General features: G+C 63.8%; 19 protein-coding genes. 9 read left to right on the top strand and 10 right to left on the bottom strand.

Annotated features, from left to right (window positions below; all coding sequences use genetic code 11):
• Positions 1-31 precede the first annotated feature (31 nt).
• Positions 32-565 carry a peptide-methionine (S)-S-oxide reductase MsrA gene (gene msrA, locus GTP55_RS07715; protein WP_161044363.1) on the top strand — a complete coding sequence of 178 codons (534 nt, stop codon included), beginning with the start codon at positions 32-34 and terminating at the stop codon, positions 563-565.
• On the opposite strand, the gene GTP55_RS07710 is transcribed toward msrA, so the two are convergent.
• The 3 genes from GTP55_RS07710 to GTP55_RS07700 form a co-directional block, all read right to left on the bottom strand.
• Positions 534-1874, bottom strand: coding sequence for a class I SAM-dependent methyltransferase (locus tag GTP55_RS07710; RefSeq protein ID WP_161044362.1), 1341 nt, complete (start codon positions 1872-1874; stop codon positions 534-536). The genes msrA and GTP55_RS07710 overlap by 32 nt on opposite strands.
• Before the next feature lie 72 nt (positions 1875-1946).
• Positions 1947-3182 carry a pyridoxamine 5'-phosphate oxidase gene (gene pdxH, locus GTP55_RS07705; protein ID WP_161044361.1) on the bottom strand — a complete coding sequence of 412 codons (1236 nt, stop codon included), beginning with the start codon at positions 3180-3182 and terminating at the stop codon, positions 1947-1949.
• A 58-nt stretch (positions 3183-3240) separates the two neighbouring features.
• Positions 3241-4179, bottom strand: a complete 939-nt coding sequence (locus GTP55_RS07700) for a tetratricopeptide repeat protein (protein ID WP_161044360.1) — start codon at positions 4177-4179, stop codon at positions 3241-3243.
• 94 nt (positions 4180-4273) lie between these two features.
• Between GTP55_RS07700 and GTP55_RS07695 the strand changes: the two genes are divergently transcribed.
• The 3 genes from GTP55_RS07695 to cysK all read left to right on the top strand — a co-directional run bounded on the left by GTP55_RS07695 (position 4274) and on the right by cysK (position 6651).
• Positions 4274-5113 carry a tRNA threonylcarbamoyladenosine dehydratase gene (locus tag GTP55_RS07695; protein WP_161044359.1) on the top strand — a complete coding sequence of 280 codons (840 nt, stop codon included), beginning with the start codon at positions 4274-4276 and terminating at the stop codon, positions 5111-5113.
• A 47-nt stretch (positions 5114-5160) separates the two neighbouring features.
• Entirely contained in the window at positions 5161-5655 is a 495-nt protein-coding gene (locus GTP55_RS07690; protein WP_202423618.1) for an FKBP-type peptidyl-prolyl cis-trans isomerase, read from the top strand.
• A 63-nt stretch (positions 5656-5718) separates the two neighbouring features.
• Positions 5719-6651 (top strand): cysteine synthase A, encoded by a 933-nt coding sequence (gene cysK / locus GTP55_RS07685; RefSeq protein ID WP_161044358.1) that lies wholly within the window; start codon positions 5719-5721, stop codon positions 6649-6651.
• On the opposite strand, the gene GTP55_RS07680 is transcribed toward cysK, so the two are convergent.
• Positions 6648-7667 (bottom strand): cation diffusion facilitator family transporter, encoded by a 1020-nt coding sequence (locus GTP55_RS07680; RefSeq protein WP_161044357.1) that lies wholly within the window; start codon positions 7665-7667, stop codon positions 6648-6650. The two genes, cysK and GTP55_RS07680, sit on opposite strands and share 4 nt — an antisense overlap.
• Positions 7664-7990 (bottom strand): ArsR/SmtB family transcription factor, encoded by a 327-nt coding sequence (locus tag GTP55_RS07675; protein WP_110845328.1) that lies wholly within the window; start codon positions 7988-7990, stop codon positions 7664-7666. The genes GTP55_RS07680 and GTP55_RS07675 overlap by 4 nt, the downstream gene beginning before the upstream one ends.
• A 117-nt stretch (positions 7991-8107) precedes the next feature.
• Between GTP55_RS07675 and GTP55_RS07670 the strand changes: the two genes are divergently transcribed.
• The 3 genes from GTP55_RS07670 to GTP55_RS07660 are packed head-to-tail and all read left to right on the top strand — an operon-like array spanning position 8108 to position 9877.
• On the top strand, positions 8108-8962 hold the full coding sequence (locus GTP55_RS07670) for a pentapeptide repeat-containing protein (RefSeq protein ID WP_161044356.1): 855 nt from the start codon (positions 8108-8110) through the stop codon (positions 8960-8962).
• 2 nt (positions 8963-8964) lie between these two features.
• The gene (locus GTP55_RS07665) at positions 8965-9588 is read left to right on the top strand and encodes a nucleotidyltransferase domain-containing protein (RefSeq protein ID WP_161044355.1); all 624 of its coding nucleotides are present in this window, start codon (positions 8965-8967) and stop codon (positions 9586-9588) included.
• Entirely contained in the window at positions 9575-9877 is a 303-nt protein-coding gene (locus GTP55_RS07660) for a hypothetical protein (protein WP_161044354.1), read from the top strand. The genes GTP55_RS07665 and GTP55_RS07660 overlap by 14 nt, the downstream gene beginning before the upstream one ends.
• Positions 9878-9921: 44 nt before the next feature.
• Here GTP55_RS07660 and GTP55_RS07655 read toward each other — a convergent pair whose 3' ends face one another.
• From GTP55_RS07655 to GTP55_RS07645, 3 genes are all read right to left on the bottom strand, one after another.
• Positions 9922-10479 carry a hypothetical protein gene (locus GTP55_RS07655; protein WP_161044353.1) on the bottom strand — a complete coding sequence of 186 codons (558 nt, stop codon included), beginning with the start codon at positions 10477-10479 and terminating at the stop codon, positions 9922-9924.
• A 2-nt stretch (positions 10480-10481) separates the two neighbouring features.
• Positions 10482-11222, bottom strand: a complete 741-nt coding sequence (locus GTP55_RS07650) for a P-loop NTPase family protein (RefSeq protein ID WP_161044352.1) — start codon at positions 11220-11222, stop codon at positions 10482-10484.
• A 70-nt stretch (positions 11223-11292) separates the two neighbouring features.
• A complete protein-coding gene (locus tag GTP55_RS07645) occupies positions 11293-11781 on the bottom strand; it encodes a CinA family protein (RefSeq protein WP_161044351.1) in 489 nt (162 codons plus the stop codon).
• Positions 11782-11937: 156 nt separating this feature from the next.
• On the opposite strand from GTP55_RS07645, the gene GTP55_RS07640 reads away from it, so the two are divergent.
• Entirely contained in the window at positions 11938-14553 is a 2616-nt protein-coding gene (locus GTP55_RS07640) for an EAL domain-containing protein (RefSeq protein ID WP_161044350.1), read from the top strand.
• Here the strand turns inward: GTP55_RS07640 and thiL are convergent.
• Both thiL and GTP55_RS07630 read right to left on the bottom strand, forming a co-directional pair.
• The gene (gene thiL / locus GTP55_RS07635) at positions 14538-15512 is read right to left on the bottom strand and encodes a thiamine-phosphate kinase (protein WP_161044349.1); all 975 of its coding nucleotides are present in this window, start codon (positions 15510-15512) and stop codon (positions 14538-14540) included. The genes GTP55_RS07640 and thiL overlap by 16 nt on opposite strands.
• 21 nt (positions 15513-15533) lie before the next feature.
• Complete coding sequence (locus GTP55_RS07630) at positions 15534-15935, bottom strand: hypothetical protein (RefSeq protein WP_161044348.1); 402 nt, start codon at positions 15933-15935, stop codon at positions 15534-15536.
• A 322-nt stretch (positions 15936-16257) separates the two neighbouring features.
• Between GTP55_RS07630 and GTP55_RS07625 the strand changes: the two genes are divergently transcribed.
• Entirely contained in the window at positions 16258-18576 is a 2319-nt protein-coding gene (locus GTP55_RS07625) for an NADP-dependent malic enzyme (RefSeq protein WP_161044347.1), read from the top strand.
• The last annotated feature ends 16 nt before the right edge of the window (positions 18577-18592 follow it).

Raw genomic sequence — 18592 nt, 5'->3', positions numbered from 1 at the left:
AGGTGGGCAAGTCTTCTACGCAGGAGGAGTCATGGCTGGCAATGCGGAAACCGCGCTACTGGGCGGCGGCTGTTTTTGGTGCACGGAGGCGGTGTATCTGGAGGTCAAGGGCGTCACCTCGGTCGAGTCCGGCTACGCGGGCGGCGAGATGGCGCAGCCGACCTACGAACAGGTGTGCACCGGCGCCACCGGCCATGCGGAAGTGGTCAGGCTGAGCTTCGATCCCACGGTCATCAGCTACCGCGACCTGCTGGAAATCTTCTTCACCATCCACGATCCGACCACGCTCAACCGCCAGGGCAACGACGTCGGCACCCAATACCGGTCGGTCATCTATTACCAGTCGCCGCAGCAGGAAGCCACGGCGCGCCAGGTCATGGCCGAAATGGCGCACGTGTGGGATGCACCCATCGTCACCGAACTGGCGCCGGCCCCGCCGTTCTACAAGGCCGAGGACTACCACCAGGATTACTTCCGCCACCACCCGCTGCAGGGCTATTGCGCGTTCGTGGTGGCGCCCAAGGTCGACAAGTTCAGGAAGACGTATGCTGGCCGATTGAGGTAAGGGCCGGGGCGGATAATCCGGCGCCGCCATCCTCGCCCAGCACCGCAAACGCCGGTATGCCGCCCTCGTCCAGCGCATAGGAGGGCTGCACCGGCGCGCGCGCGGCCGACGGATACATATGCTTGCGCGACCACGGCAGCGCCGACGCCCGCTGGCCCGCCTTGCGGCCCACGATCTGGTACAGGCTGATCAAATCCTGCTCGAAGGCATATGCGCAGCCGGCCAGGTAGACGTGCCAGATGCGGTAGCGCTTGTCGCCGCCCAGTGCGCGCACCTTGTCGCCGTTGGCTTCAAAGTTGTCGGTCCAGATGGCGCAGGTGCGGGCGTAGTGGCGGCGCAGGCTTTCAACGTCGGTCACTTCCAGCGAACCCTGCTGCATGGCCTTCAGCACATGGCCGATGTGGGCCAGTTCGCCGTGCGGAAACACGTATTTTTCGATGAACTCGCCGCCGCCGTAAGGCGTCTCGCCGTTGTCCGGATCGGTGGAGGTAATGCCGTGGTTCATCACGATGCCTTCCGGCGCCAGCAGCTGGTTGATGGCGGCGAAGTATTCCGGCAAATGGCGGATACCCACGTGCTCGAACATGCCGACGCTGGTGATGCGGTCGAACTGGCCGCGCACGTCGCGGTAGTCCTGCAGGCGGATCTCGACCAGGTGTTCCAGCCCGGCGGCGCGCACCCGTTCCTTGGCCAGCGCATACTGGTTTTCCGACAAGGTGACGCCGACGCAGCGGGCGTGGTACTGCTGGGCCGCGCGGATCACCAGCGCGCCCCAGCCGCAGCCGATGTCGAGCAGCGTCTGGTGCGGCTGCAACTCGATCTTGCGCAGGATGTGGTCGATCTTCTTCAACTGGGCGGTGGCCAGGTCCTCGTCGCCGTTTTCAAAGTAGGCGCACGAATACACCATGTTCGGGTCGAGGAATGCCCGGTAGAAGTCGTTGGAGACGTCGTAGTGGTAGCGGATCGCTTCCGCGTCCTTCTGCTTGTTGTGGCTGATGCTGCGCACCAGGCGGGCGAACTTGCCCTCGGCCTTGAGCGAACTGCGCGCCAGCGCGTTGACCACGGCGATCATGTCCATGGCTTTGCCCTTGACCTCGATCGCCCCTTCGACATAGGCGGTGCCGAGATTGGACAGCGACGGCGTCAGCAGGTAGCGGGCGGCGCCGATGGTCGGCAGCCGTATCGTCACGCGCGGTGTTTCGCTGGACAGGTCGACCTGCTGGCCGTTCCATAGCTCGATGCGCAGCGGCAGCGTGAGCTGTTCGCGGATGCCCGCGATCCAATTGCTGAGTTGATTCTGTACGAACAAGATAACCTCCGAGTTCAGGATAAAAAGACCATCGCAAGCAATGGTCTGGTCTCCGTGCGGAGGCGGCCCTGCTTACGGTTGCAGGCGCTCCTTGACCCAGCTGCCATCAGCTTGTTTCTCGTACACGATCCGGTCATGGAAACGCGAACGGCGTCCCTGCCAGAATTCGATGCGGACCGGATCAAGGCGATAACCGCCCCAATGCGCCGGCCGCACCGGCTGCTCGCCACTGACTGCCGCGGCGGCTTCGTAATTGGCTTCCATCTGCTCGCGGCTTGCGATAGGCGCGCTCTGCTGCGAGGCGATCGCAGCGATCTGGCTTTTCACCGGCCGGCTGTAAAAATACTTGTCGCTTTCTTCGGCGGCAGTTTGCACCACACTACCTTCGATCCGCACCTGGCGTTCGAGTTCACTCCAGAAGAACAGCAAGGCCGCGCGCGGGTTGGCGCGCAGCTGCTGGCCTTTCTGGCTCTCATAATTGGTGTACCAGGTGAAGCCACGCTGGTCGTATTGCTTGATGAGGACGATGCGCGAACTGGGCTTGCCGTCCGCGTCCACCGTGGCCACGCTCATCGCGTTGGGTTCATTGACCTTCGCATGCATGGCCTCCTCAAACCATTTGCCGAACTGGGCGATCGGGTCGTCCAGCACGTCCTGCTCCGTCAGGCTGGCGCGGCCGTAGTCGAGCCGCAAGTCCGCCAGCACGACGCCATCGGCCACCGTGTGGTTGACCGGGAGCGCCTGTTGCTCCGGCACCTGGCTGTGGGGCAGGTCGGGGGTAATCCCGCGCCGTACCTGCATCGCACTGCCCAGCTGCGCCATTTGTTCTGGGGTGAACAGCCGCTTGGCCATCGTCGCGATGTGGGTTTCCTCTTGCACCATGTGGGCCGCGTAGGTGTCGCAGAAGCGCGCGACATCGCTGGCCGACAGCGTGGTGCTGGTCCCGTTGGCGATTTGCTCAAGTTGCGATTTGATTATAGTCCAGTCTCTATCCATTTGCTCGTGACCGGCCAAGATGGCGGGAACCAGCTCTGCCAGAAGAGAGGCGTCGGCGTCGCGCGCGGTCGCTTGCAGCATCGGCAGCAGGTTTTGCTCCTCGTCGTCGTGGTGCAAATGGGCGGCATGGTCGAAGTATTTCAGCACCGCTTGCGCGGCTTTCTGTGCGTCAACATCGGCGCCGTGCAGGGGCAGATGGGCCAGCAGGTTCTGTAGCGTTTGCAGCTGCTTGCGGATGCGGTCGTGGCAGTGTTTCAGCACAGCAATCGGCTGGCTGAAATCGGGGGCGGTGTCGTACAGTGCGTTGCTCATGGAAGGCGCTCTCTCTGGATTGAGCGCCCATTCTAGAATAATTCAAGCAGGCGCGGATTTAGTCGTAGGCTTCAAACGCCTGCGCGAACTGGTCGAGGTGTTGCTGGATGGGCGGGAAATTGAGTGCGGTCATGCGCACCAGCAGGGCGCGGCCGCGTTCGATCTGGCCCAGCTCCAGGCAGGCGCGCATCAGGTTGAGGCCGGTAGTGGGGCCATGCAGGTGTTCGTCGTAGACCGGGTCGATCAGGTCGAGGATCAGCTGAAGGTGGCCGGTCGAACCGAGATCGTTGGCGATCATCATCAGGGCGTGGCGGTCGAAATTGCCGGCCGCTAGCACGCCGGCGTACAGGGCCCGCGCCTGCCCGACTTCCTGCTGTTCCAGATGGTGGCGCGCCAGCCACAATTGCGGACACCAGGCGCCGGGCAGGGCGGCGGCAGTGCGCAGCGCTGCCAGATAGGCGGTTTCGCCATGTTTCTCGCGCTGGGTCGTGGCCCACCACATCAAGCCGGCTTCCAGATTGGGCGCGGCCTGCACCGCCTGCCACAGCGTCTGCTCGGACAGCGCTTCATCGCCGCGCTCGAATTGCACTTTGGCCAGGTTGGTCAGCAGGGCGCCGGTTGCGCCCGCCTTCGCCATGCCGGCGCGCAGCGTGGCTTCGGCGGCGTCCAGCTGGCCGTTGCTCAGGTGCACGATGCCCAGCGTGGTGTGGCTGCGGTCGACGTTGGCGTCGATCTCGACCAGGCGTTGGCCGGCCGCCGGCAGATCGGCCGCAAAGCCGTCGTTGATGCCGGTCAGGATTTGTCGGTAGAGTTCATCCGCGTCATCCCATGCCTGCTGCAGCGTCGGCAGGAACATTTTCTCGCGCCACTCGTTGCGGCTGATCTGCAATTCGCGGCCTTGGGCATCGTAAGCCGTGATCGGGTCGCCGGCGGCAGGGGCGTCGGTTTTGCTGTCGCGGTTACTGCCGCGTAAGGCGGAAAGGATTTTCTTGAACATGACTGGACGGAATGGTATCGATTCGGCCAGCATATCAGCTTGTCAACTTTTTCAATGTTCGGTTGGTTTGCCGCCGCTCCGTTAAAATGGCGGCATGAACAGCATCACACCCCCAGATTTCGACGACGTCGACTTTGAACGCCGCTTCGGCGGCATCGCGCGCCTGTATGGCGCCCATGCGCTCGAGCGCTTCCGCAGCGCCCACGTGTGCGTGGTCGGCGTCGGCGGCGTCGGCTCGTGGATCGTCGAGGCGCTGGCGCGCAGCGCCGTCGGCCAACTGACCTTGATCGACCTCGACAACGTGGCCGAGTCCAATATCAACCGCCAGATTCAGGCCCTCAGCAGCACCGTCGGCATGGCCAAGATCACCGCGCTGGCCGAACGCATCGCGCAGATCAATCCGTTCTGCCAGGTCAACCAGGTGGAAGATTTTGTCGAGCCGGACAACCTTGAAGCCATGCTCGGCGGCGGCAAGTTCGATTACCTGATCGATGCTACCGATTCCGTGAAGGCCAAGGCCGCCATGCTGGCGTGGGCGCGTCAGCACAACCTGCCGGTGATCACCATCGGCAGCGCCGGCGGCAAGACCGATGCGGCGCAGATTTCGGTGCGCGACCTGGCCAAGACCGAGCAGGAACCACTGCTGAAGAAGGTGCGCAAGATCATGCGCGCTCAGTACGGCTTTCCGCGCGGCGAAAAGACCAAGTTCCACATCGACGCCGTGTTCTCGATGGAGCCGCTGAAGTTCCCGGAAACCGGCGAAGTGTGCGCGGTCGACGGCGACGACCGCAGCGGCGGCGTGACCGGCCTCAACTGCGCCGGCTTCGGCTCGGCGATGGTGGTCACCGCCACCTTCGGCATGGTGGCGGCCGGCCACGCGCTGCGCCGGCTGGCCGATGACGCCTTGCCAACTAGCACCCCGGACGCCGTCTAGTTTGCTATCATGACGAGCTGTCTGCCGACCTCATTGAAAGAATCCACATGAAGCGTAGTTCCGTAGTTGTTGCGATGTTGTTGACTGTTTCGGCCGCCGCCTTCGCGCAGGCGCCACAGGCCCAGCCCGAGGCTGCCCCGGCCGCCCCGGCCGCCCCGCTGGTGGTCGGCTCCGCCACGCCAGGCCCGGCTGCCGAACAGCTGATCATCACCGACACCAAGGTCGGCACCGGCGCCGAAGCCACCGTCGGCGCCACCGTCTACATGCATTACTCGGGCTGGCTGTACCGCCCGCTGGCCAAGAATATGCACGGCAAGATGTTCGACTCGTCGATCGCGCGCGGCGAACCGCTCGACTTCGTGCTGGGCGCCGGCCGCGTCATCAAGGGCTGGGACCAGGGCATCATCGGCATGAAAGTGGGCGGCAAGCGCACCCTGATCATTCCATCGGAACTGGCCTACGGCGCCCGTCCGACGCCAGGCAGCGGCATCCCGCCGAACTCGGCGCTGATCTTCGATGTGGAACTGGTCAACGTGAAGTAAGTGGCAAGCACCGCGCGAACAGGGGTAGACTAACAACTCTCCCCCTCGTCGCCGGAGGTTGTCATGCAGGTCGCTCGCAACGTTACTGAACTGATCGGCCGTACCCCGCTCGTACGGATCAACCGGCTGGCCCAGGGCAGCACCGCCGAGGTGCTGGCCAAGCTGGAATACTGCAACCCGGCGCACAGTGTCAAGGACCGCATCGGCCTGGCCATGATCGAAGCGGCCGAAGCAGCCGGCCACATCCGCGCCGACACCATCATCCTCGAACCGACCAGCGGCAACACCGGCATCGCGCTGGCCATGGTGTGCGCGGCGCGCGGCTACCGCTGCACGCTGGTGATGCCGGACACCATGAGCCGCGAACGGCGCATGCTGCTGCGCGCCTATGGCGCCGAACTGATCCTTACACCCGGCAGCGAAGGCATGCTGGGCGCGATCCGCACCGCCGATGAACTGGCCGCCAGCGATGCGCGCTACCTGATCCCGCAGCAATTCAACAATCCCGCCAATCCCGAAGTGCACCGCCGCACCACCGCCGAAGAAATCTGGGCCGACACCGATGGCCGCGCCGACATCCTGGTGGCCGGCATCGGCACCGGCGGCACTATCACCGGCGTGGGCGAGGTGCTCAAGGCGCGCAAGCCCGGCTTCCGCTGCGTGGCGGTGGAGCCGGCGGCGTCGCCGTTTTTGTCGCAGGGAACCAAGGGACCGCATCCGATTCAGGGCATCGGCGCCGGCTTCGCGCCGGCCGTGCTGAATACCGCCATCTATGACGAAGTGGTGTGCGTGAACAACGACGATGCGTTCGAGACCGCGCGCCAGGCGGCGCGGCAGGAAGGACTGCTGGTGGGGATTTCCTCCGGCGCCGCGCTGTGGGCGGCGCTGCAGGTGGCGCGGCGGCCGGAGAGTGCCGACAAGATCATCGTCACGATCATCCCGTCGTTTGGCGAGCGCTACCTGAGTACCGCCCTGTACGCCAATCTGGCGGATTAGTGCGCGTGGGCGTGCGCGGCGGGCGCCGGGGCCGGCGCTTGCAGACAGCATTCCAGTTCGGCTTCGCCGGTGCGCACTTGTAGCGTGCTGTGCTGGATGGAGAATTCCTCGCGCAGCGCCTTGCTGATGGCGTCGATGGCGTTGTCGCCCGGATAGCCGGTCGGCGTGACCAGCTGCGCCGTCAGCGCGTTCTCGGTGGTGCTCATGGCCCAGATGTGCAGGTCGCTCACCTTGCTCACGCCCGGCTGCTGGCGCAGGAACTGTTCGATCCTGGCGCGGTCGACATTGTCCGGCACCGCCGCCATCACCATGCGCAGCGACTGCTTCAGCAGCGACCAGGTGCTGATCACGATGAACACCACGATCACCATGCTGACCAGCGGGTCGAGCCAGTTCCAGCCGCTGTAGCGCACCACCACGCCGGCAATCAGCACGCCCAGCGAGATGGCGGCGTCGGCCGCCATGTGCAGGTAGGCGCCGCGCACGTTGATGTCGTCCTTGCTGCCGGCCATGAACAGCCAGGCCGAGAAGCCATTGATCAGGATGCCGATGCCGGCCACCACCGATACCGTCAGGCCGGCCACCGGGTCCGGATGCGCCAGTTGCTGCACTGCTTCCCACGCAATGCCGCCGCAGGCCGCCATCAGCAGCATGGCGTTGAACAGCGCGGCCAGCATCGAGCTGCTGCGCAGGCCGTAGGTGTAGCGGTGGTTCGGCAGGCGCTTGGCCAGGATGGCGGCGCCCCAGGCCAGCATCAGGCCCAGCACGTCCGACAGGTTGTGGCCGGCGTCGGCCATCAGCGCGGTGGAGTTGGCCAGGAAACCGTAGAAGAACTCGACGCCGACAAACACCGTATTGAGACCGATGGCAATGGCGAAGGCGCGGCCCATGGTATTCGGATCGCCGTGATGGTGGTGATGGCCGATGCCGTGGCTGTGATCGTGGCCGCTGTGCGCGTGCTGGTCATGATCGTGGTGATCATGGTCGTGATCGTGATGGTCGTGGTGCTTGCTCATGCTTCGGTTCCGGTGGCAGGTTCGGCGATATGTTCCAGCATATCGTTGAGTACGCCGCTGATATGGGCATCGGCGGCGGAGTAGAAAACTTGCTTGCCCTGGCGCTCGGATTTGACGATGCGGGCGGCGCGCAGCAAGCGCAGATGGTGGCTCACGAGCGAGCTGCTCAATTCCAGTGTAGACGCGATCTCGGAGACCGCAATCGGCGCCGGCATGCAGGCCAGCACGATGCGCAGCCGGGTCGGATCGCCCAGCAGATGGAACAGATCGGCCAGTTGCGCGATCTGCGGATCGCACGTGGAATAGTCGTGTTGACAGCTCATGATTGCTAACATGTGAATAGGTGTTCACATGTTAGCACAAAACTTGCTGATCGATTGATGTGGATCGGATGAGACAGTTAGAAAGCGGACCAAATCCAGCTTTCTGCCTGGGCTGACATGAACAACGACGCCAACACCAAAAAGCCATATGCCGCGCTGTCGCCCGGCAACAGGGAAGTGTTGACCGATTTGTTTGCCAGCGGCAGCCTGATGAACGAACCGCAGTTGTATGCATTCAAAGTGTATGTCCGCCTGAATGCCATGAAGCAGACCCGTTTTCAGAACGTCTCGTTCCGGCATAGTATTTTTGAATCGGCCTATTTCAACCGCTGCTTTTTCAACTCTTGCGACTTTACCGGTTGCCGCTTTGTCAGCTGTAATTTCCATCAGTCGGCATTCTCGGGATGCGTCTTCGACTATGCGACCTTTGAGCGTTGCCAGATTGACGATGACATTCTGGATAACGAGGCGCCCAGCCAGGACAACTTGAAATTGCGGTTTGCCCGCACGCTCCGAATGAATTTCCAGCAGATTGGTGATGCCAAGGCCGTCAACAAAGCCATTTTGCTGGAACTGGATGCGACCGCAAACTATCTAAGAAAGTCGTGGCTTTCAAGTGAGAGCTACTATCGTGAAAAATATGCGGGCTGGAAGAAGCTTCGGCAATTCATTCGGTGGGCAGAATTCAGGATGCTCGATGCTATCTGGGGCAATGGCGAAAGTACCCTTAAGTTGCTGCGTACGCTGATGGTGGTGCATGTGCTGATTGCCATCTACGACACAGCGCAATTTCGCGATCCCTGGAGCTTGAGAGCTTACCTGGATAGTTTGGTCAGCTCGCCGGGTATATTTTTTGGCATTACCACGCCGGGATATTTTCCGGTGTGGGTGTGTTCGGCCATCGCTGCGCTGAGGTTGATCGGCTTTGCGTTTCTGACCGCGATTCTGGTAAAACGATTTGGACGGCGTTAAGCATGATGCACATCTACGCGTTTGGTTCCGTCTGCCGGGGCGAAGTGGACAATGGCTCGGATGTCGATTTGCTAGCTTGTGTCGACGAGGCGGCGCCTGAGCTGGATCACTGCAAGTATTCGATTTACCGCTATCCGCGATTGCGCGCGCTGTGGGCAGAAGGCAATCCGTTTGCGTGGCATCTTCATCTGGAGGCACGTTTGATTTTCAGCGGAGATGGCAGTGACTTCCTGCGCGAAATGGGGCCGCCCCAGCCATATGTTGCGGTGGAAAGTGACTACGCCAAGTTTCAAGACCTGTTTATGCAGTCGTGGAACGAGCTGGAGCGGGGCGCGAATAGCGCAACGTTTAATTTGTCCTGCATGTTTCTAGCGTTGAGAAACTTTGCGACCTGTCATTCGCTGGCGCAAGGTCAGCCGATTTTCTCGCGCCGTTCGCCATTGCTGGTGGCGCCGCCGTTGCCGATGAGCGTGGAAGATTTTTCAAGGCTGACGCGCGCCAGATTGCTATCGACGCGTGGCCATGGCGATCGGCTGACGTTTGAGGATATTCGCGCCGTGCTGAAGGCGGCTGCAGTGGTGCCACCATGGATGAACACTTTACGGAGCCTGCATGAACGAGTTTAACAATAGAATTGACGCTCAGCGCCGCATACTCAGCCTGGTCAATAGCCGGCCATGGCGTGAGGAGTTGTACGGTTTGTCCGGCGCGGCTATTGATCGCTGGGCACACGCCAATGGTCTCGACCCGCGCAGCGCGCTGACCGCAACTATTTACGCCTCGGCCGATAAACTTTTCTTTCTGGCAAACAAAAGCCAGGAGCAGATAACCGAGGAATACCGCCTGCTGGCCAGCGAAGTACGGCGACTCGGCGACTCTCTCGCGGCGCTGTTGCAGTCTAGCGGTCCAGTCTGACGCTGGTTCAGCGGACGATGCAAGCGTGGTCCGCCACACGCAATTTACTTCTGTAGATCGGCGGGAAGTTGCGCGCGCAGTTTGGGATCGAGGTTTTGCAGGGCTTTTTCCATTTTGTCGGCGCGCTGCAGGGCTTGCGCCTGTTCCGCGCTGAGTGCTGGCGCTGGTTTGCGGAAGGCGGCCTGGCCGCCCAGCACCACCAGCGCGCTGATCAGGGCGATGCCGGCTGCGGCCGCCAGCAGTCGCAGTTCGCGCGGCGTGATCGCCGGCGAGTGGGTGGCGATCGGCCGCACCGGGCCAGCAGCAGGCGTCGGCACATAGCCGGGCGCTTGGCCTGCGCCGTACGATCCATGGGCCGGCGCGTCGTGCGCGGCCTCGTGCGCTGCGCGCTGGCTGCAGTGCGCGACGGCGTTTGCGCCACCGGCCAGCCGCGCCTGCTGCGCCAGTTCCTGCGAGGCGGCGTCGATGCGCGCCACATGGCGCTCCACGGTCTCTTCCAGCACCGCTTCATTCAGCGCCACCAGCGCGAACACCGGGTCGTCGAGGTCGATCTTGACGCCGGTCTTTTCAAATACCAGGCTGCGCAGCTTTTGCTGGTCCATGCTTACCACTGCACTTTGTCGAGTTGCTCGAACAGGTCGCGGAACACCACCTTGATGCGCTGCTTTTCCATGACGTTGAATTTGTCGCTCTCGCGCACTTCGGCCATGGTCATGCGCGCCGTGTTCATTTTCTTGAGGTCGGCGCCGAAGGTGTCGGCGTTGCGCGCCGTCAGCACCACGCGGCCCACCACGCGCGACGCGTTGTCGGCGTAGGTCTGCGAGTCGACGAACTGCTTGCCGGACGCCGATTGCAGCAGGCCGAAGTGTTCATTTTCCCACAGCACCAGCGGCACGTTGGTGGCCTTGGCGGTGGAGACGAAACCGGTGGCGGTGTCATGCAGCGTGTCGCCGCCGCCGACGATGGTGTGGATGTAGACCTTGCGGCCGGATTCCTGCAGCAGCGCGAAGCAGTCGTTCTCGATCAGGTAGCCCATCAGCGGCGAGAAGGTGTTGGCGCCGTTGTCGATGACGCAGTTGCCGTCCTGTTCCAGCAGGTCGATCATCAGCGCATCGAAGCGCTTGGGGTCGATGGTGCGGCTGTCGGTCATCACCGGCACATGCCTGACGTTCATCGCCTTGTAGCGCGAGAAGGTCGGATTCTCCTGGTCGGTGTCGTAGCAGCGCAGCGGCTGCTGACCTTCGGCCACGTCCTTGCTGGCGACCCACTGGGCGAGGATGGTCGACACCAGCGTCTTGCCGATGCCGCCTTTACCCTGGAGAATGAAATGTACCGTGTTTTGCATTACTACTCCCGAAACGCTTTTTGAATGCGTCGAGAGTAATTGTTTTGTGCCCTGAAGGCAACCGGCTAGCTTAATTAATGAAACGCAGCAATCCCTGCAAGGCATGGATCACGGTCTGCTCGCGCACCGCGCGGCGGTCGCCGGCAAACACCAGCCGTTCGGTGTGGACCGTGTCGGCATTGGCCCAGCCGAAGCACACGGTGCCGACCGGCTTGCCCGGCACGGCGCCGGTGGGGCCGGCGATGCCGGTGGTCGAGACCGCGACATGCGCGTTGCTGGCGCCGAGCGCGCCGCTGGCCATGGCGGCCGCGACTTCTTCCGACACGCTGCCCATCTGCGCGATCAGCGCGGCCGAGACGTCCAGCATTTCAGTCTTGGAGGCGTTGGAATAGGTGATGAAGCCGCAGTCGAACCAGCCGGTGGAGCCGGCGATTTCGGTGACGGCCTGGGCCACGCCGCCGCCGGTGCACGACTCGGCGGTGGCCAGGATCAGCCCTTTGTCTTGCAGTGCTTTGCCGACCTGGGCGGCAAGATCGAGGATGGTGTCGCTATTGCTCATGGCTTGTCCTTCTCGGGATACGGGGCTACGGGGCTTGCTGCCACTGTACCATGCAGCTTGCCATCGTCGCAATCGTGCAAAAAATCGCGCAGTTGTGCGCCATTCCCTGCTGAGACTGGTAAGCTTACTGAAGAGTAAGTACCGAGCGGAGGCTCAATGATCAGCCAGACCGACATCCACCATGCACGCATCCTGATCGTGGACGATCAGCCGGTCAATATCGAACTGCTGGCATACCTGCTCACGTCCACCGGCTACCAGGACGTCCGCTCCACCACCGATCCGCGCGTGGTGGCCGGCTGGCATGCCGAACACCGCTTCGACCTGATCATCCTCGATTTGCAAATGCCCGCCATGAGCGGCTTCGACGTGATGGAGGCGCTCAAGCCGCTGGAGCCGGACGGCTGGCTGCCGGTGCTGGTGGTCACCGCCCAGCCCGACCACAAGCTGCGCGCCTTCGAGACCGGCGCGCGCGATTTCATCAGCAAGCCTTTCGATCCGATAGAGACCTTGACGCGCATCCGCAACATGCTGGAGATGCGCCTGCTGCACAACCGCGAGCGCAACTATGCGGCCCGGCTGGAGCAGACGGTGCGCGAGCGGACCGCCGAATTGCAGCGCTTCCGCAGCGCCATGGACGCCACCGCCGACGCCATCTTCCTGCTCGACGCCGCCAACGCCGACCTGCTGGACGTCAACGAGGGCGCCTGCCGCATGCTCGGCTATCCGCGCGGCGAAATGCTGGGGGCGACCGCCAGCCGGCTCGGCCTCGGTGCGCCGGCGGCCTTGCGCGCGCAGGCCGAACGGCTGGCCGACTACGCCGCCGCCATCGGTCCGGCCCGTTCGCCGGAACTGCACGAACTGGAACTGATGCGGCGCGACCTGATCGCCGTGCCGGTCGAGTTGTACTGGCAACTGCTGCAGCGGCCCGGCCAGCCGGCCGTGATGCTGGGCGTGGCGCGCGACATCAGCGAACGCCGGCAGGCGGAAGAGCTGCTGCAGCACATGGCCCACTACGACAGCCTGACCGGCCTGCCCAACCGCACGCTGTTCTTCAAGATCGTGGCCGACGCCATCAGCGTGGCGCAGGACAAGTCGCGCCGCATCATCGTGCTGATGATCGGGCTGGACCGCTTCAAGAACATCAACGATTCGCTCGGCACGGCCGGCGGCGACGATTTGCTGCGCCAGTTCAGCAACCGGCTGGTGCAGACCGCACGCATCCGCGACACCGTCGGCCGCGTCGGCGGCGACGAGTTCGCGCTGATCCTGACCATGACCCGCGACCAGCAGGACGCGGTGCACGCCGCCAACGAAGTGCGCGAAGCGCTGCGCCAGCCGTTCGAGCTGGACGGCCACCAGGCGATTCTGAGCGCCAGCATCGGCATCTCGGTCTATCCGGAAGACGCCACCGATCCGGAAACCTTGGTCAAGTACGCCGACACGGCGATGGAACGCGCCAAGCAGGCCGGCCGCGACGGCTACCGCTTCTTCACCGCCGGCATGAACGTGCAGGTGCTGGCGCGGCTGGACATGGAACTGGCGCTGCGCCGCGCACTCGACAACCACGAGCTGCGGCTGCATTTCCAGCCCAAGGTCAACCTGCACACCGGCGGCTTTGCCGGCGTCGAATCGCTGCTGCGCTGGCAGCGGCCCGGCTTTGGCCTGGTCTACCCGGCCGAGTTCGTGCCGGTGCTGGAAGATACCGGCCTGGTGGTGCGGGTCGGCGCCTGGATCATCGACGCCGCCTGCCGCCAGATCGCCACCTGGCTGGCCGACGGCACCGGACCGGTGCGGGTGGCGGTCAACGTCGCCAGCCGCCAGTTCGTCGAAGGCGACCTGGCCCAGCTGGTGCGCGACGCGCTGCTGCGCCACCAGACGCCGCCGGAACTGCTGGAGCTGGAGCTGACCGAAACCTCGCTGATGTCCAACGCCGAGCGCACCATCACCGTGCTGAAGAGCCTGAAGGCGCTGGGCATCAAGGTGGCGATCGACGACTTCGGCACCGGCTATTCGTCGCTGGCGTACCTGCAGCGCTTCCCGATCGACAAGCTGAAAATCGACATCGCCTTCGTGCGCGACATCACCACCAATCCCAACGACGCGGCGATTGCGCTGGCCATCATCAGCATGGCGCACAGCCTCAAGCTGCAGGTGGTGGCGGAGGGCGTCGAGACGCGGGCCCAGCTGGAATACCTGCGGCGCAGCCGCTGCGACGAGATCCAGGGCTACTTCTACAGCAAGGCGCTGCCGCCGGACGAGCTGAGCGCGCTGGTGCGCTCAGGCCACAGTCTGCCGCCTGCGCCGGGCGACACCAGCCAGCCGGCACAGACCCTCTTGATCGTCGACGATGATGTGAACGTGCTGGCCTCGCTGCACCGGCTGTTCCGCCGCGACGGCTACCAGATCCTGACGGCGGTCTCGCCGACCGAGGCGTTTGAATTGCTGGCGCTGCACGCGGTGCAGGTGATCGTCTGCGACCAGCGCATGCCGGCCATGAGCGGCACCGAGTTCCTCAGCAAGGTCAAGGAAATGTATCCGGAAACCATACGCATCATCCTGTCCGGCTACACCGGGCTGGAGGCGGTGCTGGATGCGATCAACCGCGGTGCCATCTACCGCTTCTATACCAAGCCGTGGGACGACACCCAGCTGCGCGACAACATCCGCCTGGCGTTCCACCATTACTGGCTGATGCATGGCAGCGGCAAGCTGGCCGGCCAGCCGGGCGACGATGTCACCGCCCTGCAGGCGCTTCAGGACGTGAAGTGATCGAAGCTGGCCAGCTGTAAATCCAGCGGCGCGCCGTCGGCGTCCACCAGCCGCAGGCCGCGGTGCGCCTCGATGCTGCCGACCCGCGTGACCGCCGTCGCCACGCTGCCGGCCGCCGCAAGAATGGCGGCGCGGGCGGCCGCCGGCGCGGTAAAGCACAGCTCGTAATCGTCGCCGCCGGCGGCAGTGTAGGCGCGGCGTAGCGCGACCTCCTGCGTGGCGAGGATGGCGCCGGCCGGCAGCGCATCCACATTCAGCGTGGCGCCCACTTGCGACAGCTTGAGGATGTGGCCGAGGTCGCCAATCAGGCCGTCCGAAATATCGATGGCGGCATGCGCCAGGCCCTGCGCGGCCAGCAGCATGCCCAGTTCCACGCGCGGCACCGGCGTGTGCATGCGCACGGCGGCGGCGCGCTGGCTGGCGGCGTCCAGCGGCTGTTTCAGTTCCAGCCGGTAGCCGGCCAGCGCCAGGCGGGCGTCGCCCAGCGTGCCGGAAATCCAGATGTCGTCGCCCGGCCGGGCCGCGCTGCGGCGCAGCGCCTGGCCCGGCGCCAGTTCGCCCAATACGGTGATGCAGATCGTCAGCGGCCCCTTGGTGGTGTCGCCGCCGATCAGTTCGATGTTGAAGGCGTCGGCCAGCGCGAACAGGCCTTGCGAAAAGCCTTGCAGCCAGGCGCGGTCAGCCGCCGGCAGCGCCAGCGCCAGCGTAAAGCCCACCGGCCGCGCGCCCATCGCCGCCAGGTCGGACAGGTTGACCGCCAGCGCCTTGTGGCCCAGCCGCAGCGCATCTTCGCCGGCGAAGAAGTGGCGGCCTTCGACCAGCATGTCGGACGAAATGGCGGTCTGCATGCCGGGCGTGGGCGCCAGCAGCGCGCAATCGTCGCCGATGCCCAGCACGGCGCGTGCGGCATGGTGGGGACGCTGGAAGTATTCTTGAATGAGGTCGAATTCGGAGAGCATGCGATATTGTATCGCTTGCCGTCAGGATTCCAGCCGCCTGATCAGGGTTTCCATGCCCAGCGGCGGCAGCGATTCGTCCGACAGGAACAGCCAGTCGCGGTTGGCCAGCCGCACCGCCACGCCGTTGACGTGGAAACGGCTCAGCAGATTGGGCGTGAAGAACAGCTGCGGCCCGGCCTCGTACGAGGCGCCGGTCAGCACGATGTACAGCTTGCTGGCGCCGGCCTCGATGGTGGTGGCGTCCAGGCTCAGCTGGTCCAGCGTGCCCTGGCCGGTGTGGATCAAGCCGCCCTGCGAGCGACTGTAGACGAACGCCAGTTGCTGGCTGCTGTCCTGCCAGTGCAACAGCTGTTGCCAGGCGGCCCCTTGCGGCGAAGCGCCGGCTGGTTCGGGAAGATGTTCGGACACGATCAAGGCGGACATGGCATTCTCCTGATGGACGGCTGATGCCTCCAGCTTAGCCGAAACGGCCCGGCTTGCGCAGCGCGCCGCTTCGCATGGTGAAATATTGATAATTTCAATCATGTTTCTTCAATTGATAGTCACAGCCAATTAGTTCGGAAAATTGATTATGTTGCGCCTATCCCGGCGGAATCTGCCCAAAAATTCGGCTAACCCCCGGCCTGGTCATAAAAAATGCTGATAACGTTTATTGCTGTTGGTGAAAATACCTAGTTAAACGCCAGAGGCGCTCTGCTAAAATCGTAGGCCTTCGATCGCACAATTTGGGAAGGCAGTAAAGCACATGGATTCGTCACCTGAGAAAAAAGAAGCAATTCGTCAACAGCTGCGGGTTGCCGCGCTGGAGTACCACGAATTTCCCACCGCAGGCAAGATCAGCGTTACGCCGACCAAGCAACTGACCAACCAGCGCGACCTGGCGCTGGCCTACTCACCGGGCGTGGCGGCGCCGTGCGAAGAGATCGTCATCGATCCGGCCAATGCCTATAAATACACGGCGCGCGGCAACCTGGTGGCGGTCATCACCAACGGCACCGCTGTGCTGGGCCTGGGCAATATCGGCCCGCTGGCCGCCAAGCCGGTGATGGAAGGCAAGGGCGTGCTGTTCAAGAAATTTGCCGGCATCGACGTCTTCGACATTGAAATCAACGAGCAAGACCCGGATAAGCTGGTCGATATCATCGCCTCGCTGGAACCGACCTTCGGCGGCGTCAACCTGGAAGACATCAAGGCGCCAGAATGCTTCACCATCGAGCGCAAGCTGCGCGAACGCATGAAGATCCCGGTGTTCCATGACGACCAGCACGGCACCGCGATCATCGTCGGCGCCGCCATCCTGAACGGCATTTCGCTGGTCGGCAAAGACATCAAGAACTGCAAGCTGGTGGTGTCCGGCGCCGGCGCGGCCGCGCTGGCCTGCCTGGACCTGATCGTCGACCTCGGCTTCCCGCTGGAAAACATCTACGTGACCGACCTGGCCGGCGTGGTGTACAAGGGCCGTGCCGAGCTGATGGACCCGGACAAGGAACGCTTCGCCCGCGAAACCGATGCCCGCACCCTGGCCGACGTTATTCCGGATGCGGATATCTTCCTCGGCGTCTCCGCCGGCGGCGTGCTCAAGCAGGACATGGTCAAGGCCATGGCGCCGAATCCGCTGATCCTGGCGCTGGCCAACCCGAATCCGGAAATCCTGCCGGAAGACGTCAAGGCGGTGCGTGGCGACGCCATCATCTGCACCGGCCGGTCGGACTATCCGAACCAGGTCAACAACGTGTTGTGCTTCCCGTACATCTTCCGCGGCGCGCTCGATTGCGGCGCCACCACCATCACCCGCGAAATGGAAATCGCCGTGGTGCACGCGATCGCCGAGCTGGCGCACGCCGAGCAGTCGGACATCGTCGCCACCACCTACGGCTTCACCAACCTGTCGTTCGGCCCGGAATACCTGATCCCGATGCCGTTCGATCCGCGCCTGCTGACCAAGATCGCGCCGGCCGTGGCCAAGGCGGCGGAAGACTCCGGCGTCGCCACCCGTCCGATCAAGGATTTGCAGGCCTACGAAGAAAGCCTGCAACAGTTCGTCTACCGTTCGGGCACCTTCATGAAACCGCTGTTCCAGGTCGCCAAGAAGGCCGGCATGGACATCAAGCGCATCGTCTACGCCGAAGGCGAAGAAGAACGCGTGCTGCGCGCGGTGCAGGTGGTGGTCGACGAGAAACTGGCGCGGCCGATCCTGGTCGGCCGTCCGGCCGTGCTGGATGCGCGCATCGCCAAGTTCGGCCTGCGCCTGAAGCAGGGCGTCGACTTCGACGTCATCAACCCGGACCACGACGAGCGCTATCGCGACTACTGGCAGTCGTATTACGAGCTGACCGCCCGCAAAGGCGTGACGCAGGAGTACGCCAAGCTGGAAATGCGCCGCCGCCACAGCCTGATCGGCGCCATGATGATCAAGAAGGGCGATGCCGACGGCATGATCTGCGGCACCTTCGGCACCACCCAACTGCACCTGCATTACATCGACCAGGTGCTGGGCCGCCGCGAAGGCGCCTGCGTGTACGCCGCCATGAACGTGCTGGTGCTGCCGCAGCGCCAGCTGGTGATGGTCGACACCCACGTCAACGAGAATCCGGACGCCAACGAGCTGGCGGCGATCACCGTGCTGGCGGCGGAAGAAATGCGCCGCTTCGGCCTGTCGCCGCGCGCCGCGCTGCTGTCGCACTCCAATTTCGGCTCGTCGGACAGCCCGTCGGCGGTGAAGATGCGCGCCGCGCTGGAACTGATCAAGCAGCGCGATCCGTCGCTGGAAGTGGACGGCGAAATGCACGGCGACACCGCGCTGGACTCGAAACTGCGCAACGCCATCATGCCGGGCTCGACCCTGACCGGCGACGCCAACCTGCTGGTGATGCCGAACATCGAATCGGCCAACATCGCCTACAACCTGGTGAAAACCTCGTCCGGCAACGGCATCGCGGTCGGTCCGATCCTGCTCGGTTGCGCCAGGCCGGTGCACATCCTGACGCCATCGGCCACGGTGCGCCGCATCGTCAACATGACCGCGCTGTGCGTGGTCGATGCGGTGGCGCAACGCAAGGCCTAAGCTGCCGCTGCGCCCG

This window comes from Duganella margarita (assembly GCF_009857535.1).
GTDB lineage: Bacteria > Pseudomonadota > Gammaproteobacteria > Burkholderiales > Burkholderiaceae_D > Rugamonas > Rugamonas margarita.
The sequence above is the reverse complement of the archived record's forward strand: the minus strand, read 5'-3'. Positions and strand labels throughout refer to the sequence as shown.